19 protein-coding genes are annotated in these 21,842 nt (G+C 74.9%); 8 read left to right on the top strand and 11 right to left on the bottom strand.

Annotated features, from left to right (window positions below; all coding sequences use genetic code 11):
* Window positions 1-71: 71 nt before the first annotated feature.
* The 6 genes from FHX73_RS06355 to FHX73_RS06330 are packed head-to-tail and all read right to left on the bottom strand — an operon-like array spanning window position 72 to window position 8,785.
* Window positions 72-1,436: a vWA domain-containing protein gene (locus FHX73_RS06355; RefSeq protein ID WP_145904000.1), complete on the bottom strand. Its 1,365-nt coding sequence runs from the start codon at window positions 1,434-1,436 to the stop codon at window positions 72-74.
* 34 nt (window positions 1,437-1,470) lie between these two features.
* Entirely contained in the window at window positions 1,471-2,595 is a 1,125-nt protein-coding gene (locus tag FHX73_RS06350) for a PP2C family protein-serine/threonine phosphatase (protein WP_145903999.1), read from the bottom strand.
* 2 nt (window positions 2,596-2,597) lie between these two features.
* The gene (locus tag FHX73_RS06345) at window positions 2,598-5,105 is read right to left on the bottom strand and encodes a serine/threonine-protein kinase (RefSeq protein WP_145903997.1); all 2,508 of its coding nucleotides are present in this window, start codon (window positions 5,103-5,105) and stop codon (window positions 2,598-2,600) included.
* A gap of 17 nt (window positions 5,106-5,122) precedes the next feature.
* Entirely contained in the window at window positions 5,123-6,460 is a 1,338-nt protein-coding gene (locus FHX73_RS06340; RefSeq protein ID WP_170304863.1) for a hypothetical protein, read from the bottom strand.
* 22 nt (window positions 6,461-6,482) lie between these two features.
* On the bottom strand, window positions 6,483-7,400 hold the full coding sequence (locus FHX73_RS06335) for a glutamate ABC transporter substrate-binding protein (protein ID WP_246213384.1): 918 nt from the start codon (window positions 7,398-7,400) through the stop codon (window positions 6,483-6,485).
* Between the two features lie 35 nt (window positions 7,401-7,435).
* Window positions 7,436-8,785 carry a hypothetical protein gene (locus FHX73_RS06330; protein ID WP_246213383.1) on the bottom strand — a complete coding sequence of 450 codons (1,350 nt, stop codon included), beginning with the start codon at window positions 8,783-8,785 and terminating at the stop codon, window positions 7,436-7,438.
* Window positions 8,786-8,980: 195 nt separating this feature from the next.
* Between FHX73_RS06330 and FHX73_RS06325 the strand changes: the two genes are divergently transcribed.
* From FHX73_RS06325 to FHX73_RS06305, 5 genes are all read left to right on the top strand, one after another.
* Window positions 8,981-10,024: a cytochrome c oxidase assembly protein gene (locus FHX73_RS06325; RefSeq protein ID WP_170304862.1), complete on the top strand. Its 1,044-nt coding sequence runs from the start codon at window positions 8,981-8,983 to the stop codon at window positions 10,022-10,024.
* A 38-nt stretch (window positions 10,025-10,062) separates the two neighbouring features.
* The gene (locus FHX73_RS06320) at window positions 10,063-10,644 is read left to right on the top strand and encodes a nucleosidase (protein ID WP_246213382.1); all 582 of its coding nucleotides are present in this window, start codon (window positions 10,063-10,065) and stop codon (window positions 10,642-10,644) included.
* 78 nt (window positions 10,645-10,722) lie between these two features.
* A complete protein-coding gene (locus FHX73_RS06315; RefSeq protein WP_170304861.1) occupies window positions 10,723-11,343 on the top strand; it encodes a DUF4291 domain-containing protein in 621 nt (206 codons plus the stop codon).
* A 27-nt stretch (window positions 11,344-11,370) separates the two neighbouring features.
* Window positions 11,371-12,078, top strand: coding sequence for a DedA family protein (locus FHX73_RS06310; RefSeq protein WP_145903990.1), 708 nt, complete (start codon window positions 11,371-11,373; stop codon window positions 12,076-12,078).
* Between the two features lie 76 nt (window positions 12,079-12,154).
* Window positions 12,155-13,396 (top strand): MFS transporter, encoded by a 1,242-nt coding sequence (locus FHX73_RS06305; RefSeq protein WP_145903988.1) that lies wholly within the window; start codon window positions 12,155-12,157, stop codon window positions 13,394-13,396.
* A 7-nt stretch (window positions 13,397-13,403) separates the two neighbouring features.
* Here the strand turns inward: FHX73_RS06305 and FHX73_RS06300 are convergent, their stop codons facing one another.
* Entirely contained in the window at window positions 13,404-13,760 is a 357-nt protein-coding gene (locus tag FHX73_RS06300; protein ID WP_145903986.1) for a nuclear transport factor 2 family protein, read from the bottom strand.
* Between the two features lie 187 nt (window positions 13,761-13,947).
* Between FHX73_RS06300 and FHX73_RS06295 the strand changes: the two genes are divergently transcribed.
* Window positions 13,948-15,039, top strand: coding sequence for a hypothetical protein (locus tag FHX73_RS06295; protein WP_246213381.1), 1,092 nt, complete (start codon window positions 13,948-13,950; stop codon window positions 15,037-15,039).
* A 26-nt stretch (window positions 15,040-15,065) separates the two neighbouring features.
* Window positions 15,066-16,175: a hypothetical protein gene (locus FHX73_RS06290; protein WP_145903985.1), complete on the top strand. Its 1,110-nt coding sequence runs from the start codon at window positions 15,066-15,068 to the stop codon at window positions 16,173-16,175.
* Window positions 16,176-16,192: 17 nt separating this feature from the next.
* Here the strand turns inward: FHX73_RS06290 and FHX73_RS06285 are convergent, their stop codons facing one another.
* From FHX73_RS06285 to FHX73_RS06270, 4 genes are all read right to left on the bottom strand, one after another.
* Entirely contained in the window at window positions 16,193-17,212 is a 1,020-nt protein-coding gene (locus FHX73_RS06285) for an N-acetylglucosamine kinase (protein WP_145903983.1), read from the bottom strand.
* Window positions 17,213-17,221: 9 nt separating this feature from the next.
* Window positions 17,222-18,502 carry a 6-phospho-beta-glucosidase gene (locus tag FHX73_RS06280; protein ID WP_145908104.1) on the bottom strand — a complete coding sequence of 427 codons (1,281 nt, stop codon included), beginning with the start codon at window positions 18,500-18,502 and terminating at the stop codon, window positions 17,222-17,224.
* A 40-nt stretch (window positions 18,503-18,542) separates the two neighbouring features.
* A complete protein-coding gene (locus tag FHX73_RS06275; protein ID WP_246213380.1) occupies window positions 18,543-19,733 on the bottom strand; it encodes an ROK family transcriptional regulator in 1,191 nt (396 codons plus the stop codon).
* A 179-nt stretch (window positions 19,734-19,912) separates the two neighbouring features.
* The gene (locus FHX73_RS06270) at window positions 19,913-20,953 is read right to left on the bottom strand and encodes a mechanosensitive ion channel family protein (RefSeq protein ID WP_246213379.1); all 1,041 of its coding nucleotides are present in this window, start codon (window positions 20,951-20,953) and stop codon (window positions 19,913-19,915) included.
* Between the two features lie 265 nt (window positions 20,954-21,218).
* Between FHX73_RS06270 and FHX73_RS06265 the strand changes: the two genes are divergently transcribed.
* Window positions 21,219-21,833, top strand: coding sequence for an HNH endonuclease (locus FHX73_RS06265; RefSeq protein WP_145903978.1), 615 nt, complete (start codon window positions 21,219-21,221; stop codon window positions 21,831-21,833).
* The last annotated feature ends 9 nt before the right edge of the window (window positions 21,834-21,842 follow it).

Here is a 21,842-nt window from a genome sequence, read left to right as displayed (position 1 = left end):
ACCATCCGGCCGGGGCCGGGCGCACTGCGAGGGGGGTGCGCCCGGCCCGTTTCGCGTCGGTCGCCGCGCGGCTACTCGGCCTTCTTGCGGGCCGCCACCCGGACGGTCTTGGTGGAGCGGGTCTCCAGGGTCATCGAGTCCGCCTCGCTGACGTCCTTGCGGAACCGGACCGTGCCCTCCTTCGGGTCCACCACGTCGACGACCTTCTGCAGCAGCTTGAAGGTGCCCTCGTTGCCGGTCTGGTGGGCCAGCCGGACGGCCGCGCCGAGCTTGGCGGTGGCGGTGTCCAGGTCGCCGGCCCGCTTGGCCTCCAGGCCCTCCTGGATCGCGCCGGCCAGCTCGGCCTGCCCGGTGTAGTGCGCCACCTGCGGGCTGATCCGGGTGGAGGAGGCCAGGTCGTCGGTCCACACCGCGCGGACCAGGCCCTGGGCCAGCACCTCCGCGGTGCCGTCGGCGCCGGGCAGCACCAGGCTGATCCGGGCGGCCAGCATCTCGTTGCCCACTGCGGCGGTCGGCACCTCGACGCAGACGTGGTAGTCGCGGCTCTCGTCGCCCCAGGAGCCGGTCGGGTAGTCGCCGGCCCGCGGCCCGGCCTCGGCCCGCCGCTCGGTCAGGTCCTCCAGGTCCGGCGCGACCTGCTTGACGAACTTGACCTGGGCGTTGGCCGGGGTCCAGACCCGCAGCGCCACGTCGGCCACCTGCTTGCCCATGGCGGCGGTCATCATCGAGCGGAAGTCCTCGGCCAGGTCGGCCGGTTCGGCGACGATGTCGGCGGTGCCGAGCAGCGCCGAGGCGATCTTGCGCAGCTCGGCCACCTCCCAGTCCGTCCCGACGCCGCGGCAGTCCGCGGTGAAGTGGCCGCTCACCCGGTCCAGGGAGCGCTGCAGGTCCTCGGGCTTCTCGTGCTCGTTGCGCCCGTCGGTGAGCAGGATGCCGTGCCGGATCGCGATGTCGGTGCGGGTCAGGAAGAGCTTGTCGGCGAGCGCCAGCCAGGTGCCGATCGCGGTGCCGCCGCCGGCGGTGAGCCGGCGCAGCGACTGCTTGGCGGCCTCCCGGGTGGCGGCCGAGGCGATCGCCAGCGAGCCGGTGGCCGGGTAGATCTCCTTGGCCTCGTGGGTGCCCGCGACGACCGCGAAGGCGACCCCGTCGCGGATCGTGTCGATCGCCACCGCCGTCGCGTCGCGGGCGTTGCGCATCTTGGTCGGCGGGTAGTCCATCGACCCCGAGCAGTCCACCATCAGCACCACCGCGGCCTCCTGGCCGGCGCCCGGGCCGGCGTCGGCCGCCAAGCCCAGCGGGCGCCCGCCGGTGGTGCCGCCGCCGGTGGCGGTGACGGTGACGATCGCGTTGACCTCGCGGGAGCCTTCCGCGAGGTACTCGTTCTGGAAGATCTCGGTGGTGAACCTGGGCAGGTTCGACTTGGTCAGACTGGCCATGGCCGTGACTCCTGGAAAAGAGGGTGAGAGGGCGTCAGCTCTGCTCGCTGCGGACGGCCGGGGGGAAGCTGGGCATCGGCGGGACGGTCGGCTTGGGGCGGGACGCCTTGATCACCGGGAGGTCCAGCACCGTCTCGGACCAGCCGGCCGCCGGGTCGGGTTCGACCGGCAGCACGGCGACCGTGATGTTGTCGTGCCCGCCGGAGGCCACCGCGAAGGAGACCAGCGCGCGGGCGGCGTCCAGCGGTTGGGCGCGGGCGTCGATGCCGATCAGGTCGGCCAGCGAGGTGGCGGCCTCGGCGTAGTTCCACAGGCCGTCGGTGCAGATCACCAGCACCCCGGGCACGTGCGGGGTGAAGGCGACGGTGTGCGGGACGACCTCCTCGGCGTCCGCGCCCAGCCAGCCGGTGATCGCGTGCGCCCGGGCGTCGGCGTAGGCCTCGGCCTCGGCCATCAGGCCGGCCGCGACCATGCCGGCCGCCCAGGAGTCGTCCTCGGTCAGCCGGTAGGGCTCGGCGTCGCCGCGGTCGTCCGGGATCCAGTAGGCCCGGCTGTCGCCGACCCAGCCGACGGTGACCACGCCGGCCGCGGCCACCGCGCTGACCAGGGTGCAGGCCGGGGCGTTGTGCCCGGGCGCCGGGACCGGGCCGTCGGCGGCCAGTGCCGCCACCGCCGCGGCGGCGGTGGCGATCGCCGTGCGCATCGCCGACTCCGGCGCCTCGCCGTGCTCCAGCGCGCCGAGCAGCGCCTCACCGGCGTTGTCGGCGGCGGTCTGTGACGCCTCGTCGGGCCGGTCGGAGGAGGAGACGCCGTCGCAGACCACCGCGACCACGGCCGGCTTGCCGTCCGGCAGCGTGGTGGCGGCGAGCGCGAAGGAGTCCTCGTTGCGGTGGTGCCGCAGGCCCCGGTCGCTCACCCCGGCCGCGCCGGCCAGCGAGAGCTCGACGTGGTCGCGCGGGTTCGGCCCGGCCATCCCGCAGGACCCGCAGAAGCCGTCGGCGCCGATCCGGCCGGCCGCGCAGTGCGTGCAGGCCGGCTCGGCCGCCGCCGCGCGCGGGTCGTTGGCGGTCGGCGGCGGGGCGGTCAGGCTGTGGCCGCAGTTCTCGCAGAACACGTCCGCGGAGTCGAGCGGTTCGGCGCATTCGGGACAGCTGGTCATCGTCACACCCACGTTCGCGGCCGGGAGCGGTTGGCCCGGTCCACCAGTTCGATCCGCTCCTGCGACCGCTCGGCCAGTCGGGCCAGCGACCGGTAGGACTTCTCCAGCGCGAACCGCAGTTCGCGCTCCCGCACCGGCAGCGTGCCGAGCTCGGCGGCCCCCTGGGCGTGGCCGGGGGTGCCGGCCAGCGCCCAGGCGAGCGCCGTCTCCAGCACCTCCACCGAGAGCTGTTCGCGGCGCCGGTCGTCCAGGCCGAGGGCGGCCAACTGCGTGTTGCCGGCGGCCAGGTCGGCGGCCAGCGGGTCCTTGGGCGAGCGGGCCCGCACCCGGGCCCGGACGGCGGCGATCCGGGCGGCGGTGTAGTGGCTGGAGGTCTCCGGCACGGACTCCAGCGCGGCCACCGCACCGGCCCGGTCGCCGACCGCCAGGCAGACCCGGGCCAGGCCGAAGGCGGCGCTCACGTAGCCCCGGTCGGCGGTCCACACCAGCCGGTAGAACTCGGCGGCGTCCTCCCGGGTGCCGAGCAGTTCGGCGCAGACGCCGAGCGCCAGCTTGGGCGCGGCCTCGCCGGGGAAGGCGTCGTAGACCGCGTCGAAGGCCTCGGCGGCGGCCTCGGTGAGCGCCCGGGACTGCACCTGGGTGGCGGCGGCGCCGGCCTGGGCCAGCTGGGCCAGGCCGCGGTACCAGACGACCCGCCAGTCGTCGCCGTGGTCGGCGCGCAGTTGGGCCAGCGCCTGCTCGGCCTCGGTGTGCCGGCCGAGTTCGGCCAGCGCCCGCAGCCGGCGCAGCCGCAGCTCGACCGAGTCCTGGGTGGCGGTGCCGAGCGCGCTGAGCACGTCGCCCGGCCGGGTGGCCATCAGGGCGGCGAGGAAGCCGGCGTTCGGGTCCTCCGGGGAGACCCGGGGGACGGGCAGGGCCAGCGCGGCCGCGGCGGCGTCGGTGGGCACCAGCGGCGGCAGGCCGGGCACGGCGGGCTCGCCGTCGGTGATCAGCTCGGTGTCCACCACGCGCAGCTCGGGGCCGAACAGGGTGGAGAGCGCGGGCCGGGGCTGACCGTCGGTCAGCGCGAGGATCTCCCGCAGCACGCCGGTGAGTTGGTCGGCCATCTCCTCGGCGGAGGAGAACCGGCGGGACGGGTCCGGGTCGGTGGCCCGCACCAGCAGCCGGTAGAAGGACTCGTACTGGGCGAAGACCGGCACCTCCTCCGGCCCCGGCAGCTCGTCCCGGTAGGTGGTGCTGTAGCCCTGGAAGTCGAAGGTGAGCACCGCCAGGGTGCGGGCCACGGTGTACAGGTCGGAGGCGGGGGAGGGGCCGTCGGTGGCGATCTCCGGCGCCTGGTAGCCGACGGTGCCGTAGATCGCGCCGTCGTCGTCGAACCGGCGGACCGCGCCCATGTCGATGATCTTGAGCGTGTCCTCGCTCTGGATCACGTTGTCGATCTTGAAGTCGCAGTAGACCAGGCCCCGGCTGTGCAGGTAGCCCATGGCCGGCAGCGCCTCCAGCGCGTAGGCGATGGCCTGCGGCACCGGCAGCGGCTCGCGCCGGCCGTCCGGGGTGCGGCGCTCGTTGGCGATGTCCTTGAGCGACTTGCCGCCGACGTACTCCATCACGATGTAGCCGTCGATCGAACCGGTGCGGGTGTCCGGGTGCTCGACGAAGTTGATGATCCGCACGATGTTCGGGTGGTCCACCTCGGCGAGGAACCGCCGCTCGGCGATCGCCACCGCCAGCGCGTCCTCGTCACCGGTGTCCAGCAGGCCCTTGAGCACCACCCAGCGGTCGCTCACCCGGCGGTCCACCGCCAGGTAGATCCAGCCCAGGCCGCCGTGCGCCAGACAGCCCATCACCTCGTACTGGCCGCCGACCAGGTCGCCGCGCTGCAGCTTCGGGGTGAACGAGTAGGCCTGCCCGCACTGGGTGCAGAAGCCGTCCGGGCGGCCCGGCCGGCCGTTCTTCTCCCGGCCCACCGGGGCGTCGCACTTGCTGCAGAACCGCTTGCGCTCCGGCACCTCGGGGTCGACCAGCACGGCCGCGGCCGGGTCGCTCTTCGGCACCGGCGGCACGGTGACCAGGCCCGCACCCAGCCGGCCGCGGTTGGTCGTGGTGGCGGTGCCCTTGGAGCTGCGCACCGAGACCGAGCCGCGGGTGCCGGTCCGGGTGGAGCGGTGCGAGCGGGAGCGGCCGGACATCGAGCGCGAGGACCCGGTGCGGCTGGAGCCGTGCGAGGGCACGGAGCGGGAGTCCGGCGCCTGCCGGGCGGACGGCACCGCGGGCGGCGCGGCCGCGCCCTGCTCCGGGGCCAGCCCGCACTCGTCGCAGAAGCCGTCGGTGTCGATGGTGCCGGTGCAGCCCGACCGGCGGCAGGCCGCCGGCCCGCCGGCCGGCGCCGAGACCGCCACCGCCACCGCCACCGCCCCAGCGTTCTCCGCCGTCAGCCCGCACTCGGTGCAGTACCCGTCCGGGTCGATCACCCCGCCGGAGCACCCCGGCCGGACACACGCTTCGCCCATCGCTCTCAATCCCCCTGTCACTCGTAACGCGGCGCGTCCTGCGGCGGGGCCGCCGGACGGAGCGCCTGTTGGAACCTGCCCACCGCCGCCGCGGCCGCGCGCAGGTCGCACGGCGCGCTCCACAGCAGCCAACGGGCCTTCTCGTACCGCTCCATCACCTCGGGGTCCTCCGCGACCCCGAGCCGGGCGGCCATCGCCTTGTAGGCGTCCAGCCGACCGCGCAGCTCGGCCCGGACCGCGAGCGGGGCGGTCACCTCGGTGAGCGACTGCCGGGCCCGCTGCAACTCCCGGGCGGCCTGCTCCTCCAGCGCGTCCAGCAGCGGCGCCAACCGGTGCCACTGCCCGCCCTGGCGCAGCTCGGCGGCCTGGTGCACGCCGTCGCGCAGCGCCGCCGCCGGTCCCGGCACGGCCGGCACCTCGGTGGCCGCGATCTTGGCCAGCACCTCGCCCCGGGCCTGCCGGGCCTCGCCCAGGGTGGCGTCGGCGCGGCGCAGCAGGTCGGCGACCTGGTGCAGCCGCTCGTCCGCCTCGTCGCGCAGCCGGAGCAGCTGCTCCAGCTCCACCCGGATGCCGTCCAACTCCCGGGCGGCCCGGTCGAACCGCTCGACGTCCACCACGCCGGCCGCCGCCTGCTGGGCGGCCGCCACCGCGGTGGCGCTCTCCCGGCCGCGCTGGGCCGGCACCCGGGCCGGGCGCCAGAGCGCCAGCGGGTCGGCCAGCACCTCGGCCCGGAGCTGCGTCAACTGCTGGTCCAGCCGGGCCAGGTCGTCGCCGAGCGGGTGCGAGCCGGCCCGCACCCCGACCGAGCCGGCCAGGCTGGTCACCCGGCGCAGCTCGGCGACCAGCAGGTCTATCCGGGCCGGCAGCGCGGACCAGACCGCGTCGGCGGCGTTCACCACCTCCAGCACGGTGGCGTACCAGGTGTTCATCCGGTCCATCAGCTCGGCCAGGCTGATCTGCTCGACCAGCCGGGCCGGGCCGGCCAGCCCGAGGGCGGCGTCCGGCAGTTGGCCGCCGGAGACGGTGACCGCCCGGCCGCGCAGCAGCTCGCTCAGCTCGGCCAGCTCGGGTGAGCCGGGCCGGGTGCGCCGGGAGCGCACCGCGCGGGCGGCGGCCAGCGCCTCGCTGTACCGGTCGAAGAAGGTCCAGAGCAGCCCCAGGCCCTGCGCGGCGACCTGCCAGCGCTCCTCGGTGCGGCCGGTGAGCGCGGCGCCGTCGAGCAGCCGGCGGCCCGGGTGGTCCTGGAGCGCGAGCAGCGCGGCCTCGACGGCCTCGCGCTCGGCGCTCAGCCGGACCAGCTCGCGGTCCACCTCCTCCCGGCTCAGCACCGGGCCCGCGGATCCTGTCAACGCCACGCCCTTCCTCCTGATCTTCGTGCTACGGCAGGTAGTCGGCCGGCGGCGGGCCGCTGGACGGGCCGAGCACCGGCTGCAGCCAGTGCTGGTAGCTCGCCTGCCACGGGCCGTGGCGGTAGTCCTCCAGCACCTGGTTGACCCGGGCGACCAGGTCGGGGGAGTTCTTGGACATCGCGACGCCGTACGGCTCGTCGGTCAGCGAGGGGCCGATCACCTGCACGGTCGGGTCCTGCGCCGCCTGGCCGACGGCCAGCGCGTTGTCGGTCAGCGTGGCGTCCACCTGGCCGAGCTGCATCCGGACCAGGCAGTCCAGCGCGTTCTCCACGGTGACCACGCTCGCCTGGCCGCGCGGGTTGGTCTTCAGGTAGCTCTGTGCGGTGGAGGAGTCCGCCACGCACACCCGCTTCCCCCTCAGCGCGTCGTCGATCGTCTTCGCGTGCGCCGACTTCGGCACCACGACCTGCTGTCCGGCCTGGAAGTACTCGGTGGAGAACGCCACCTGACCCAGCCGGTCGCAAGTGATCGACATGGTACGCGCGATCAGGTCGACCGAACCGTCCTGGATGGCTTTTATACGCAACGCTGTCGGCACCGTCTTGAACTGCACCTTGTTCGGGTCGCCGAGGATCGCCTTGGCGATCGCGTGCACCAGGTCGATGTCGAAGCCCTGGAGCTGACCGGTCGTCGGATCCCGGAAGCCCCAGTCGTAGGCGTTCTGGTCGACGCCGGCCACCAGCACCCCGCGGGCCTTGATGGCGCGCACCGCCGGGCCGCTCTCGTCGGTGCTCGGCGGCAGGCTCTTGGTCAGGTCGCAGTTCTGGGCCGGCGTGCTCTGAGCGGCCGTCAGGACGGTGGGCCGGCCGGGCTGGGCCTGGGCGCTGCCGAGCAGGGTCAGCGGCGCGGCCAGCGCGACGGCGAGCAGGGTGGTTCTGATCCGCATGCGTCCTCTCGGGCTCCTGGTCATCGGGCGCGTGGTCATCGGTACTCCGCCAGTCGTCGGCCGATCCCGGTCAGCACGCCGCCGGCCGCCAGCAGGGCGAGCACGCCGGCGGCGATCGCCACCGTGGCGGTGGCGTCCCGGCCGTCGTTCGCCGCGCTGGTGAAGTCGTCCTGCTCGACCTGCACGGCCTTCGCCAGGGACTGGTCCACGGCGTCGAAGGCGGCCGCGTCGCTGCCCGGGCCGGAGCCGACGGTGGCGTCCAGCGCGCCCTGGTAGTCGCCGGCGTTGTTCTTCTGGTCGGCCGTGTCGTGGCCCTTGGTCCAGTCGGTGAACCGCGCGCGTGCGGTGGCCAGCTGGGACCGGGCACCGGACGGGGCGAGCCGGGCCGCCTGGTCCAGCGCGTCGGAGTCGCCCTTGGCGGCCGTGGTCCACTGGTCCGCGTACTGGGTGGTGGAGCCGCGGGCCACCAGGTTGAGGTTCTCCGCGGTGCGGGCCTGCAGGGTGTCGGTGCGGGCCTGGTCGAGCGCGCGCAGCGGGGCGGCGCCCTGGTCGATGCTGCGCTGCAGCCCGGAGTCGGCGAGCAGGGTGCCGCCGGCCAGCCAGGCGAGCATCAGCACCAGGGCGCCGGTGGCGGCCAGCAGGCCGGAGTTGAACACCCGGTTGGTGCGCTTGAACAGCGTCCACTGGAACCGCACCAGCACCGCCAGCGCGATGACGCCCAGCGCGTAGGCGGCCCACGGGGTGGCCCGGGCGTCGGAGTAGTCCCGGTCCAGCCGGGCCAGTTCCACCTGGTAGAGCTGCTGGGCCTGCGGCAGCAGCTGGGTCTGCATGGTGTCGGAGGCGTACCGCAGGTAGGCCGCGCCGAGCGGCAGGCCCTGCCGGTCGTCGGCCCGGGCGGTGTCCACCAGGCCCGCGTACACCGGCAGCTGCTGGTTGAGCCGGCTGATCAGGTTCTGCGCCTGGGCCGAGCCGTCGGAGCGGGCGGCGGCCTGGGTGAGCAGCGAGGTGGCGTTGGCCAGGTCGTCCTCGTAGCGCTGGCGGGTCGCGGCGGGCTCGTTGCCGGCCTGCAGGAAGCCGGCCGCGGCGGTGGTGTCGGCGTCGGCCAGCGAGCGGTAGATCTCGGCGGCGTTCTGGCTCAGCGGCTGACTGTGCGTCACGACCTGGTCGGCCGCCTGCGAACGGTCCGTCACCTGCCAGCCCGTCAGCGCACCGAGGCCCAGCACCAGCAGGGTGAGTCCGGTGGCGGCGAGCCGGAGCCGGCCGGGGGCGGTGCGGGCGGCGGCCCGCCAGCGGTCGCGGCGGCGCCCCGCGGGCGGGCCGGTCGCGGCGGACTGCCGCGCTGCCGGCGACCATGGCGCTGCGCTCTGCGGTACTGGTGTCCCCACCCGTCCCCCACCCTCCCCAGACGCCGGGATCCGGCGTGACTGCCAGCAGTATGGCCCAAGACGCGAGGCGTACCCTATGCGGTTCCGACCCGCCCGGGGAGCCGGTGGGGCGCCCCGGACGCGGTGATCGTCTTCGGATCGTCCATGATGGCTGGCGGGAATCGCCCAAACCGGGCGAAGCATGGAGCCGCAACGATGCAGACCGCACAGACCGTCATGGCCGCCACCGGTTACCACGGACCGCCGCCGTGGCAGTGGTCCGACCTGGCCACCTCGTGGACCGCCGAGCCGGTGGTGCTCGCGCTGTCGGTGCTGCTCGGCGGCGGCTACCTGCTGGGGGTGCGCCGGCTGGCCCGGGCCGGCACCCGCTGGCAGCCGACCCGCACCCTGCTCTTCCTCGGCGGCCTGCTGCTGTGGATCTGGTGCACCTGCTCCGGGCTCGGGGTCTACGAGCGGATCCTGTTCACCGACCGCGCGGTGCAGGTGGTGCTGCTGCTGATGCTGGTGCCGCTGCTGCTGGCGATGGGCGCACCGGTCTCGCTGCTGGTGGAGGCCTCGCCGCCGCAGCGGCAGCAGCGGATCCTGCGGGTGCTGCGCAGCGGCCCGTCGAAGGTGCTGATGTTCCCGGCGGTCTCCACCGCGCTGCTGATGGCGCCGCCGTGGCTGCTCTACTTCACCCCCTGGTACGAGAAGTCGCTGAGCAGCGGGGCCTGGAACATCGGGCTGCACGTCTCGCTGGTGCTGCTGGGGCTGGCCTACTTCTGGCCGCGGCTGCAGCTGGACCCGGTCGGCCACGAGTACCCGCACCTGGTGGGCCTGTTCATCACCTTCGCGGAGGTGATCTTCGACGCCGCGCTGGGCATCGTGCTGATCTACGGCGGCCACATCGTGGCCGACCACTACTACACGGCGCTGGCCCGCCCGTGGGGCCCGACCCTGGCGCAGGACCAGACCTGGGGCGGCAACGGCCTCTGGGTGCTCGGCGACCTGGTCGGCCTGCCGTTCATCTGCGCGCTGGTCCGCCGCATGATCGTCCAGGGCCGCGAGGAGAACGCCGCCGTGGACGCCGCGCTGGACGCCGAGTTCGAGGCGCAGACCGCCGCCCGCGCCGCCGCGGCCGCCGCCGCGGCGACCACCGGCACCGCCGCCGCCGCGGACCCGGCGCCCGAGCCGGACGGCATGCGGCCGTGGTGGCTGGACGACCCCAACCTCAAGCACCGCTACGGCACCGGATCCTGACCGCCGACCGCCGAACGCCGCGGCCTAGCATGGCGGGCATGAAGCTGATCGGAGACGTCACGCCCGAACGCCCCCTGCTCGTGCTGGCGCTGGCCGAGGAGGCCGCGCACCTGGACGGCTCGCTGCCGGTGCTGCTCACCGGGATGGGCAAGGTGAACGCGGCCGCCGCGCTGGCCACCGTGCTGGCCGGCGGGCCGCACCCCTCGGAGGTGCTCAACCTGGGCACGGCCGGCGCGCTGCGCCCGGGCCTGGCCGGCCGCACCCACCTGATCGGCACGGTGCGCCAGCACGACCTGGACGGCCGGCTGCTCGCGAAGGTGACCGGGGAGGTCACCGGCGAGCCGCTGACCCTGCCCGTGGACGGCCTCACCCTGGCCACCGGCGACCTCTTCGTCTCCGACCCGGTGGCCCGCGACCGGCTGGCCGTCGACGCCGACCTGGTCGACATGGAGGGCTACGCGCTGGTCGCCGTCGCCCAGCGGGCCGGGGTGCCGGTCCGGCTGGTCAAGCACGTCAGCGACGAGGCCGGCGAGGGCGCGGGCAAGGTCTGGCGGGAGAGCGTGGACGACTGCGCCAAGGCGCTGGCCCAGTGGCTGGCCGAGGACCTCGCCGGCTCCTGAGCACCCGTCGCGGCGCCGGCCGGGCACCGGCGAAAACCCGGGGACGGGTCGCCGGCGCCCCGGCTACGCTCCCCGGCCATGACGAACGAGATGACCGCAGAGCTCCCGCGCCGCCAGATCCGGGCGCGCTACACGGAGCGGACGGTGACGGTCTACCAGGCGTACCGACCCGAGATCGGTGACCACGCGATCGCCCACGGCGCCTTCCCCGAGAGCTGGTCCCGCTCCCGGATGACCTGGATCAAGCCCAGCTTCCTGTGGATGATGTACCGCTGCGGCTGGGGCACCAAGCCCGGCCAGGAGCGGGTGCTGGCCCTGGAGATCAGCCGGGCCGGCTTCGACTCGGCGCTGGCGGGCGCCTGCCTCTCGCACTACGACCGGGACGTGCACGCCGACCGGCGGGAGTGGTCCGAGCGGCTGCGCGACAGCACCGTGCGGGTGCAGTGGGACCCGGAGCGCGACCTCGACCTGCGCCCCCTGGCGCACCGTTCGCTCCAGCTCGGCCTGGCCGGCCGGGCCACCCGGGACTACGCCGACCACTGGATCGAGGCGGTGCGCGACGTGACCCCGCTGGCCCACCGGGTGCACGAGCTGGTCCGGGCCGGCGACCGCGCGGCCGCCGCCGCGCTGCTGCCCGAGGAGCGGCCCTACCCGGTCGGTGCCAGTGTGGTGAGCAACCTGGGAGCCACGGCGCAGTAGCCGGGCCGGACGGAAGGGGCCGCACGGGTGGGTTCGATCACCAACTGGCTGTCAGGTCTCTCCGGTCCGGTGGTGTACGCCGTGGTGGCGGCCCTGGTCTTCGCCGAGGACGCGCTGTTCGTCGGCTTCGTGCTGCCCGGCGAGACCGCCGCGGTGCTCGGCGGCACCATCGCGGCGGCCCACCGCGGGGTCAGCCTGCCGGTGCTGATGGTCGTGGTGGTGCTGGCCGCGGTGCTCGGCGACACCGTCGGCTACACGATCGGGCGCCGGTTCGGCCCGGCGCTGCTGCGCACCCGGTTGGCGGTGCGGCACGAGGCGCGGATCGACCGGGCCCGCGGCTTCATCCGGGAGAAGGGGCCGGCGGCGGTCTTCTTCGGCCGGTTCGTGGCGCTCTTCCGGGCCCTGGTGCCGACCCTGGCCGGGGTCTCCCGGATGCCCTACGGCCGGTTCCTCGCCTTCAACCTGGCCGGCGGCACGCTCTGGGGGATCGGCTTCACCCTGCTCGGCTTCGCCGCCGGCACCGCCTACGCCAGGGTCGAGCACCTGGTCGGCACGGTGCTCGCGGTGGTGGTCGGGGTGCTGGTGGTGGCCGCGCTCGGGGTCTGGCTGTGGCGCCGCCACCGCCGCGAGCGGGCCGAACTGGACGGGGCGGACGGGGCGGACCGGAACGACGGGGCGGACGGGGCGGACCGGAACGACGGGGCGGACCGGGCGGACCGGAACGACCGGGACTGAGGCCGGTGCCCGGTCGGGCGGCCGGAAAGCCGATAATGCGTTGACGCACGGACCGGGCGCCGAGGAGGCTGCCCGGATGAACGCCACCCTCGCCCCCTTGCGTCGCCGTGCGTTTCGCCAGCTCGTGATCGGGCGCAGCTTCGCCACGCTGGCCAACGCGCTGGCGCCGGTGGCGCTCTCCTTCGCGGTGCTCGACCTGACCGGGTCGCTGACCGCGCTGGGCCTGGTGGTCGGCGTCCGCTCGCTGGCCAACGTGGCCTCGCTGCTGTTCGGCGGGGTGCTGGCCGACCGGGTGTCGCGCGGGGTGATCCTGCAGGGCACCTCGGTGGCCTCGGCGGTCAGCCAGGGCCTGCTGGCGCTCGCGGTGCTGGCGCACTTCGCCTCGCTGCCGCTGCTGCTCGCGCTCAGCCTGGTGAACGGCGTGCTGGCCGCGCTGTCGCTGCCGGCCAGCGCCGCCCTGCTGCCCGAGACGGTGCCCGAGGAGGAGCTGCTGCCGGCCAACGCGGTCAAGCGGATGGGCTCCAACATCGCTTTCATCGCGGGCAGTTCGCTCGGCGGCGCACTGGTCGCAAGCGTCGGCTCCGGCTGGGCGATGGTGTTGAACGCGGTGGTGCAACTGGTCGCCGCCGCCTGCTACCTGACGGTCCGGCTGCCGGTCGTCGCCCGGCCCGCCGAGCGCACCCGCCCGATCGCCGAACTGCGGGAGGGCTGGCGGGAGTTCACCGCCAACCGGTGGGTCTGGGTGGTGGTGCTGCAGTTCATGGTGGTGAACGCCGCCGAGTCCGGCGCGGTCACCGTGCTCGGGCCCGGCGTCGCCGACGCGACGGTCGGCCGGGCGGTCTGGGGCGTGCTGCTCTCGGTGCCGATGGCGGGCGCACTGGCGGCCGGCCTGCTGGTGGCCCGGCTGGCGATCCGGCGGGCGCTGCTGGTCGGCGTCGCCGCGGTGCTCACCATGGCGCTGCCCTCGCTCACCCTGGCCCTGCACCCGACCGTGCCGGTGCTGGCGGTGGCGATGTTCACCACCGGGTTCGCGATGGAGTTCTTCGGGGTGGCCTGGGACCTGTCCCTGCAGCAGAACGTCCCGGCCGACCGGCTGGCCCGGGTCTACTCCTTCGACGCGCTCGGGTCGTTCCTGGCGCTGCCGCTCGGCGAGATGGCGGCCGGCCCGCTGGCCGGTCGGATCGGCACCCGGGCGACGCTGCTCGGCGCCACCACGCTGATCCTGCTGGCCACCGCGGCCGCGCTGGTGGACCGCTCGGTGCGCTCGCTGACGGTGCGTGAGCCGGCCGTCGCCGCCGAGCAGCCGGTGCCGGCCTGACGGATGCTCAGGCGGGCACGGCCACGTCCTGGTACTCCCGCCAGTGCCGCACCAGCCCGTCCCGCACCCGGAGCATCAGCACGAACACGGCGCCGCCCACCTCGTACTCGGCGATCAGCACCTCCGGATCGGCGGTGCGGTGCAACGCCCGCACCTCGGCGACCCCGGCCGGCCGGGCCGCCCGCCCCGCCGCCGCGAACTCGGCGTACCCGGCCCGCCCGGTGAACCGCTGCGCGCGGTCGTCGGGCGCGAACGGGTACTCCACCACCGCGTCCTCGGCCCACAGGTCCTCGGGCAGCCCCGGCTCGCCCGCCGCCAGGCCGGCGCGGAACCGCTCGAAGATCTCCACCGGCCCGGCAGTCATCGCTGTACCCCTTTCACCGGGGCCCAGTATCCCGTCAACTCCTCCGGAACGCAGGCGGATCGGCAACCCGGTTGGCTGATCGCCCAGCTGGTGGCCGTCCGCGTTGTGCTCCGCACCGGTCGCCGGCGCCGATCTGACGGCGCTTCAATCGTCTCCGCCCGAGCAGCCCACCACAGCGGAGAGTGCGATGGAAGCGACGACCTTGCGGCACCACCGGACGAAGCGGACCACGGTCGGGACGGCGCTGCTCACCGGCGCCCTGCTGGTGCTGGCGGCGCCCGGGGCGGCCTACGCCAACTCGGTGGCCGTCACGGTGAAGACCCCCGGGGCGACGCTCGGCCCGAGCGCCGTCGACTCCTCGCTCTCGACCGACGCGCAGTGCGCGAGCGGCCTGGTCTCCGGCGGCGGGATCGACCAGGCCATCGGCACCGGGAGCGGGGTGAACGGCAACCACGTGCTGGGCAGCGAGCCCAGCTCGGACGGCTCCACCGAGTTCACCGGCACGGCCGGGGTGGTCGCCACCGACCCGGCCCACTGGATCGCCAAGGGCGGCACCGGCGGCCAGCTCAACTCCGCCTTCTCCACCACCCCGTACGCGATGTGCCTGACCAGCAGCCTGATCGACCACACCCAGGTGGTGATGAACAAGGCCAACACCCCCACCACCGCCTCGACGGTCGGCCTGGTGACGGCGAGCTGCCCCTCGGGCAGCGTGCTGCTCGGCGGCGGAGCCCTGGTCAGCCCCGGCAACACCGGCAACTTCAAGGCGATCGCGAGCTTCCCGACCTTCGACAACGCCGCGCACGACTACGGCCGCAAGGCCGCCGCGGACGGCGAGACCAACCCCGACTCCTGGTCCGCGGTCGGCTGGGACAACAGCACCGACGCGAGCAACGAGACCTACGCCTACGCGATCTGCAGCGGCAGCGGCATCAACGTCAGCGGCGTCACCGTGACGGTCCGCAACAGCGAGGTGAGCGGCCCGACCAGCGGCAGCACCGGCCAGACCGCGACGGCGAGTTGCGGCGGCGCGGACGGCGCGCTGGTCAGCGGGGGCGCCGCGATCGACGGCGGCGGCGTGACCGGCACCGACTTCACCGGCCCGGGCTCGGCCGGCGACCACCTCAACGGCAGCTTCCCCAGCGACTCCGGCGGCAACCCGGTGGCCGACGGGACCACCACCGCGGCCTCCTGGACCGCCGCCGCCCACACCGGCGGCATGGCGTCCAGCGGCAACCACACCGACGCCTGGGCGCTGTGCGCCAACGACGGCGTCTGAACCACCGGCAACCGAAAGGCCGAACGATGAAGAACCCGATCCCGCGGCGGTCCGCGCTGCTGAAGCTGCTGGTCCCGGCCGCCCTGCTGGTGCTGGCGGCCCCGCAGGCCGCGTACGCCGACGGCGCGACCGTGCGGGTGGCGACGCCCGGACCCACCATGGGCCCGGCTACCCCGTTCACCGGCGTCTCCGCCCAGGCCGAGTGCCGGCGGGGCCTGGTCAGCGGCGGCGGGGTCGACCAGACCACCGGCGACGACCGCTCGGGCAACGGCAACCACGTGATGGGCACCGCGCCCAGCGCCGACGGCAGCACCGAGTTCACCGGGGCGACCGGCGTGGTCGGCACCGACGTCCGGCACTGGATGGCGTTCGGCGGCAGCGGCAGCAACTCCAACACCGTCATGTCCACCACGCCCTACGCGATCTGCCTGTCCAGCGAGCGGATCCGGCACACCCTGGTGGTGATGAACAAGGCCGCCGGGCCCAGCATCGGCCAGACCGCCGTGACCGTCGTGGCGACCTGCCCGGCCGGCACCCGGCTGCTCGGCGGCGGCGCCCGGACCACCCCCGCCAGCGTCGGCAGCCTCAAGCCGATCGCCGGCTTCCCGAGCTTCGCCGACGCCGCGCACGACTTCGGCCGCAAGGCCGCCGCGGACGGGGAGACCGACCCGGACTCGTGGACCGCCGTCGGCGGCATCGGCGGCGGCCGGGACAGCGGCAACACCACCTACGCCTACGCGATCTGCACCGGCGAGCACGTCAACCCCCGCGGCCTCACCACCACCGTGCACTTCCGCGAACTGCCCGGCCCGACCGTCGCCAGCACCAGCCAGGCGGTGACCGTCGGCTGCGACAGCGCCACCGGCGACCGCCGCCGCAGGGGCCGGCTGATCAGCGGCGGTGCCGCCGCCAGCGGTGGCGGCGTCACCACCACCGACTTCACCAAGGCCGGCTCCGGCGGCACCCACCTGATCGGCAGCTACCCCGGCTCGGCCACCGGCACCCCGTCCCCCGACGGCGCCGCCGCGCCCACCAGCTGGACCGCCGACATCCACGCGGGCGGCTCGCCGTCGCCGAACACCTACTCCGACGTCTGGGCGCTCTGCCTGAGCAGCGGCCAGGACGAGCAGGACTGACGGGCCGTCGGCCGGGCTCAGGCGGCCGGCACCAGGGCGGGGCCCTCGAAGGCGGCGCGCAGGGCCCGGTGCGCCGCCGCCGGGGCGCCCAACCGGTCGAGGCCGAGCAGTGCGGCGCCGAGCACCGGGGGTGCGGTGACGATCCGGGGCAGGGCCCGCGGGGCGGTGGTGCGCAGCCGCTCGTACAGGGCGTCGAGCAGCAGCGGCTCGCGGGCGGCCAGCACGCCGCCGCCGAGGACCAGCGGGGTGGGCTGGTCCAGCAGGTCGAGGCGGCGCAGGGCGACCTCGGCGAGCACGGCGACCTCGGCGGCCTGACGCTCGATCAGGGCGAGGGCGGTGGCGTCCCCGTCGCGGGCGCAGGCGAAGATCAGCGGGACCAGCTCGTGCAGCCGCCGGTGCGGCAGCTCGCCCAGGTGCAGGGCCTCGGCGAAGGCGGTGGCCGAGGGCAGGCCGAAGCGGGCCGCGATGGCGGGGGCCAGCGCGGTGGCCGGCCCGCGGCCGTCCTCGGCGCGGGCCGCGTGCCACATCGCCTCCGCCGCCAGCCCGCCCCCGCCGCCCCAGTCGCCGGTGAGCATGCCGAGGGCCGGGAAGCGCGCGGTGCGGCCGTCCGGCAGCAGGCCGGCGCAGTTGATCCCGGCCCCGCAGACCACGGCCACCCCGCGCGGCGAGTCGGTGCCCGCGCGCAGCAGGCCGAAGGTGTCGTTGGCGACGGCGACCGTGCGGCCCCAGCCCTGCTCGGCGAGCGCGGCGGCCAGGGCCTCCTCCTCGACCGGCAGGTCGGCGTTGGCCAGGCAGGCCTGGACGTGGCCGACCAGCGGGGCGCCGGGCCCGGCGGCGGCCGGGAGCCCGCCCGCCGCGGCGCACTCGGCGACCAGCGGGGCGAGCCCGGCGATCGCCGCCCGGGCCCCGTGGCGCTGCGGGGCGAAGCCGCCGCCCCGGGCGGTGCCCAGCAGGGTGCCGTCGGCGGCGACCAGCGCCACGTCGGTCTTGCTGTTGCCCGCGTCGATGGCGAGCACGCCGTTCAGGTGTTCGTTCATGGCGGTCGGTCAGGCCCAGCTCAGGTGCTGCTTGTTGTGGGCGAGCAGCGAGTCCGCGAGCCGGTCCGCGAGCTCGACCTGGCCGACCAGCGGGTGGGCCAGCAGCGCGTCGAGCACCCGGTCCCGGCCGCCCTTGAGCGCGGCCTCCAGGGCCAGCTGCTCGTAGGCCGTCACGTGCGCGATCAGCCCGGCGAAGAGCGGCTCGACCGGGCGCTGCGGCAGCGGGCGCACGCCGGCGGCGTCCACGGTGGCGGGCACCTCGATCACCGCGTCGTCCGGCAGGAACGGCAGGATGCCGTCGTTGCGGGTGTTGACCACCTGCACGTCGGAGCCGCCGGCGGTGCCGAGCAGCGCGCCGATCAGCTGAACGGCGGCCTCCGAGTAGAACGCGCCGCCGCGCTTGGCCAGCAGCTCCGGCTTGGTGTCCAGGGCCGGGTCCGCGTACAGCTCCAGCAGCTGCCGCTCGATCTCGGCCACCTGGGCGGCCCGGGAGCCCTGTTCGCGCAGCTCGGCCACCACGGCGTCGTGCTGGTAGTAGTAGCGCAGGTAGTAGGAGGGGACCACGCCGAGCCGGCGGACCAGCGGCAGCGGCAGGTGCAGGTCGGCGGCGATCGCGTCGCCGAAGCCGGCCAGCAGCTCGGGCAGCACCTCGCGCCCGGTGGCGGCGCCGGGGGCGTCCAGCAGGGTGACGCCGCGCTCCCAGGTCAGGTGGTTCAGGCCGACGTGGTCGAGCCGGACCAGCTCGGGCGCGACCCCGAGCTGGGCGGCGAACTTGCGCTGGAAGCCGATCGCCACGTTGCACAGCCCGACCGCCTTGTGCCCGGCGGTCTGCAGTGCCCGGGTGACGATGCCCACCGGGTTGGTGAAGTCCACGATCCAGGCGTCGGGGTTGGCCCGGCGGACCCGCTCGGCGATGTCCAGCACCACCGGCACGGTGCGCAGCGCCTTGGCCAGCCCGCCCGCGCCGGTGGTCTCCTGGCCCACGCAGCCGCACTCCAGCGGCCAGGTCTCGTCCTTGTTGCGTGCCGCCTGCCCGCCCACCCGCAGCTGGAGCAGCACCGCGTCGGCGTCGGCCACCGCGGCGTCCAGGTCGCCGGTGGTCGTGACGGTGGCCGGGTGGCCCTGCTTGGCGAAGATCCGCCGGGCCACGCCGCCGACCAGCTCCAGCCGGTCGGCGGCCGGGTCGACCAGCACCAGTTCGCCGATCGGCAGGGTGTCGCGCAGCCGGGCGAAACCGTCGATCAGTTCGGGCGTGTAGGTGGATCCGCCGCCGACGATGGCGAGTTTCAGAGACATCAGCTGTCGACCCCTGTCGTTCCGGGTGGGTGGGTTAGTCGGTGGTGAAGACCTGCTCCCGGGCGGTGCCCAGGGCGTGCTGGAGCGCGCCGTGCAGCACCGGTGAGCCGGGCACGGTGCTGCTGAGCAGGCGGGGCCGGGGCACCGCCAGACCGGTCAGCTCGTCCTGCACCAGGTCGCGCAGCCGCCGGCCGCCGGCGTTCGGGATGCCGCCGGAGAGCACCACCAGCTCCGGGTCGATCACCGCGACGATCGCGGCCAGGCCGGTGGCCAGCCGGTGCGCCAGCTCGGCCAGGAAGGCGTCGCCCGGCCCCGGGGTGTCCAGCGCCCGGCCGATCGCCGTCTCGGCGCTGCGGGCGGACAGCCCGTGCTGCCGGGCCAGCGCCAGTACCCCGGCGGCGCCGGCGAGTTGCTGGAAGCCGCCGGAGTTCTCCCGGCGCACGTGGCGCACCAGGGGCGCGCCGGGCACCGGCATGTAGCCGACCTCGCCGGCGCCGCCGGTGTGGCCGCGGTGCAGCCGGCCGCCGAGCACGATGGCCGCGCCGATGCCCTCCTCGGCCCAGAGCAGCACGAAGTCGGAGCTGCCCCGGGCCGAGCCGAGCGCCTGCTCGGCGACGGCGGCCAGGTTGACGTCGTTCTCCATCGCGACCGGGGTGCCCGCGGCCTCGGCCAGCCGGCCGAGCAGGTCGGGGCCGTGCCAGCCGGTCAGGTGGGCGGCGTAGCGCAGCTCTTGGCTGTGCGGGTCGAGCGCGCCGGGGGTGCCGATGGTGACGCCGGTCAGCGCGCCGGGGGTCAGGCCGGCCAGTTCGAGGGTGCGGGCCAGGCCCGCGGCGACCTCCTCGACGGGGTCGCTGCCCGGTCGGCCCGGGGTGGGCCGCAGGTGCTCGGCCAGCGTGCGGCCGGTGACGTCGGCGACCGCGAAGCGGATCTGACTGGTCGTCACGTCGAGTCCGGCGACGTACGCGGCGGCCGGGTTCACCTCGTAGAGCTGGGCGTTCGGGCCGGGGCCGCCGGCCGTGGTGCCGACCGGGACGACCAGCCCCGCGGTCTCCAGCCGGGCCAGCAGCTGGGAGGCGGTGGGCTTGGACAGGCCGGTGAGGGCGCCGATCCGGGTGCGGGAGAGCGGGCCGTGGGCGAGCAGCAGGTCCAGTGCGGCACGGTCGTTGATGGCGCGCAGCCGGCTGGGGGTGCCGGGCCGGGGCGCGGGGGTGGGGGTGTCGGTCACGTGCCGCATCCTCCTCCGTCCGGCCTCGTGGCTGCCAACAGCTGATGATTGGAAACTTTACTAACAATCATTGGACTGTCAATGCTTCCGGCAGGTCAGCGGGCCCGGGAACGACCGAGCCCCGACCGCCGCGGGTGCGGCAGCCGGGGCTGCGGAGGGTCCGGGGGCCGGACGACGCGTCAGGGCAGCTTGCTGAAGGCCTGCTGCTCCTCCGGCGAGGGCGGCGGGATCGGCCGGCTCGCCAGCGAGCGCGCCGAGGACGGGTCGGCCAGCGAGGACGGCGCCTGGGCGTCGGCGACGGCGGCCGCGGCCTTGGCGGCGGCCACCACCCCGGCCTCCTCCTTCAGCTTGATCCCGGCCCCGTCGAAGGCCGCCTTCAACCGTCCGCGCAGCGCCCGGGCGACCAGCTGGGCCTTGCTCGGCATGGTCTTCGCCTGCACCCGCACCACCACGGTGTCCGCGGTCACCGACTCCACGCCGAGCACCGAGACCGGCTCCCAGAGCAGTTCGTCCCAGGGCGCCTCCTTGGCGAAGGCCTCGGCGGTGGCCAGGATCAGCTCCTCCACCCGGTCCAGGTCCTCCCGGTAGCCGACCTGCACGTCCACCGTGGCGGTCGACCAGCCCTGGCTCATGTTGGCGATCCGCTTCACCTCGCCGTTGCGGATGTACCAGATCTCGCCGTCCGCGCCGCGCAGCTTGGTGACCCGCAGGCCGACCTCCAGCACGGTGCCGGTGGCCACGCCCATGTCGATCTCGTCCCCGACGCCGTACTGGTCCTCCATGATCATGAAGACCCCGGAGAGGAAGTCGGTGACCAGGTTGCGGGCGCCGAAACCGAGCGCCACGCCGGCCACCCCGGCGCTGGCCAGCAGCGGGGCCAGGTCCACGCCTATCTGCGAGAGCACCATCAGCGAGGCGGTGCCCATGATGCTGAACGACGCGACGCTGCGCAGCACCGAGCCGATCGCCGCCGAGCGCTGCATCCGCCGCTCGGTGTTCACCAGCAGCCCGCCCAGCCGGCTGCTGGTCTCGCTGTCGGAGTGCTCGGCCTCCCGGGCCATCCGGTGGATCAACTGGTCGATCAGTTTGCGCACCACCGCGCGCAGCACCAGCGCGAGCAGCACCACGACGACGATCCGCAGGATCCCGTCGACCCAGGACTGCCAGTTGGCGTCCAGCCAGCCGGCCGCCTCCCGAGTGCTGGTGGTGACGTCGGTCACGGTGGACCCTTCCCTTCGGCCGGACACGTTCGGACGTCAGCTTAGGGGGTCGCCCCGGGTGGGCGTTCGAGTGCGCCGAGGTGCAGGTCTGGGCATAGAGAAGCCAGTACCACCGGTGGTCGGCGAACCCGCGTCCGCCTGTTACCCGGTAGTGGTGGCGCCGTACAAACTCGTAAGGCGACACTGGGGGTGATCGCGCAGCGATGCGCGGTCATCCGCTCGTCCCGGCGCGAGCCACGCGCCGCAGGCGTCCAAGGAGGCATCCGTGCCGCATGTCCTGGTCCTCAACGCGTCCTACGAGCCACTCGGCGTCGTATCGATGCGCCGCGCCCTCATCCTCGTCCTCAACCACAAGGCGGTCAGCCTGGAGGACTCGGGTGTCACTATGCACAGCGCCACCAGCGCCGTTACGGCGCCCTCCGTGGTCCGGCTCACCCGGTTCGTCCGGGTGCCGTTCTGCGGACCAGTACCGCTCACCCGCCGCGCCCTGTTCGCCCGTGACCACGGGCGTTGCGTGTATTGCGGGGCCGCCGCGACCAGCGTCGACCACGTGATCCCGCGCAGTCGCGGCGGACAGCACCGCTGGGACAACGTGGTGGCGGCCTGCCGCCGCTGCAACCACGTGAAGGCCGACCGCCACCTCACCGAACTCGGGTGGCGGATGAAGCGACCTCCGGCCCCGCCCAGCGGGCTCGCCTGGCGCATCATCGGAACCGGGATCAAGGACCCGCGCTGGCGGCCCTACCTGGAGCCGTACGGCGGCACGGACCAGTTCCGTGACTTCGAGCACCACGACCATACCGGCGAGGCGGGCGCGTCCGTTCCGCTGGGCAGGTCGCGCCCCGTCCACCGCGGTGAGCCGGAGCCGCTCACCGCCTGACCAGCCAAG

Origin of the sequence: Kitasatospora viridis (assembly GCF_007829815.1) — a bacterium.
GTDB lineage: Bacteria > Actinomycetota > Actinomycetes > Streptomycetales > Streptomycetaceae > Kitasatospora > Kitasatospora viridis.
This window is presented reverse-complemented; position numbering and strand designations above follow the sequence as displayed.

Coding starts and splice junctions, on each gene's coding strand:
- FHX73_RS06355 (WP_145904000.1), bottom strand. CDS start 1,436: ATGGCCAGTCTGACCAAGTCGAACCTGCCCAGGTTCACCACCGAGATC.
- FHX73_RS06350 (WP_145903999.1), bottom strand. CDS start 2,595: ATGACCAGCTGTCCCGAATGCGCCGAACCGCTCGACTCCGCGGACGTG.
- FHX73_RS06345 (WP_145903997.1), bottom strand. CDS start 5,105: ATGGGCGAAGCGTGTGTCCGGCCGGGGTGCTCCGGCGGGGTGATCGAC.
- FHX73_RS06335 (WP_246213384.1), bottom strand. CDS start 7,400: ATGCGGATCAGAACCACCCTGCTCGCCGTCGCGCTGGCCGCGCCGCTG.
- FHX73_RS06325 (WP_170304862.1), top strand. CDS start 8,981: ATGCAGACCGCACAGACCGTCATGGCCGCCACCGGTTACCACGGACCG.
- FHX73_RS06320 (WP_246213382.1), top strand. CDS start 10,063: ATGAAGCTGATCGGAGACGTCACGCCCGAACGCCCCCTGCTCGTGCTG.
- FHX73_RS06315 (WP_170304861.1), top strand. CDS start 10,723: ATGACGAACGAGATGACCGCAGAGCTCCCGCGCCGCCAGATCCGGGCG.
- FHX73_RS06305 (WP_145903988.1), top strand. CDS start 12,155: ATGAACGCCACCCTCGCCCCCTTGCGTCGCCGTGCGTTTCGCCAGCTC.
- FHX73_RS06300 (WP_145903986.1), bottom strand. CDS start 13,760: ATGACTGCCGGGCCGGTGGAGATCTTCGAGCGGTTCCGCGCCGGCCTG.
- FHX73_RS06295 (WP_246213381.1), top strand. CDS start 13,948: ATGGAAGCGACGACCTTGCGGCACCACCGGACGAAGCGGACCACGGTC.
- FHX73_RS06290 (WP_145903985.1), top strand. CDS start 15,066: ATGAAGAACCCGATCCCGCGGCGGTCCGCGCTGCTGAAGCTGCTGGTC.
- FHX73_RS06285 (WP_145903983.1), bottom strand. CDS start 17,212: ATGAACGAACACCTGAACGGCGTGCTCGCCATCGACGCGGGCAACAGC.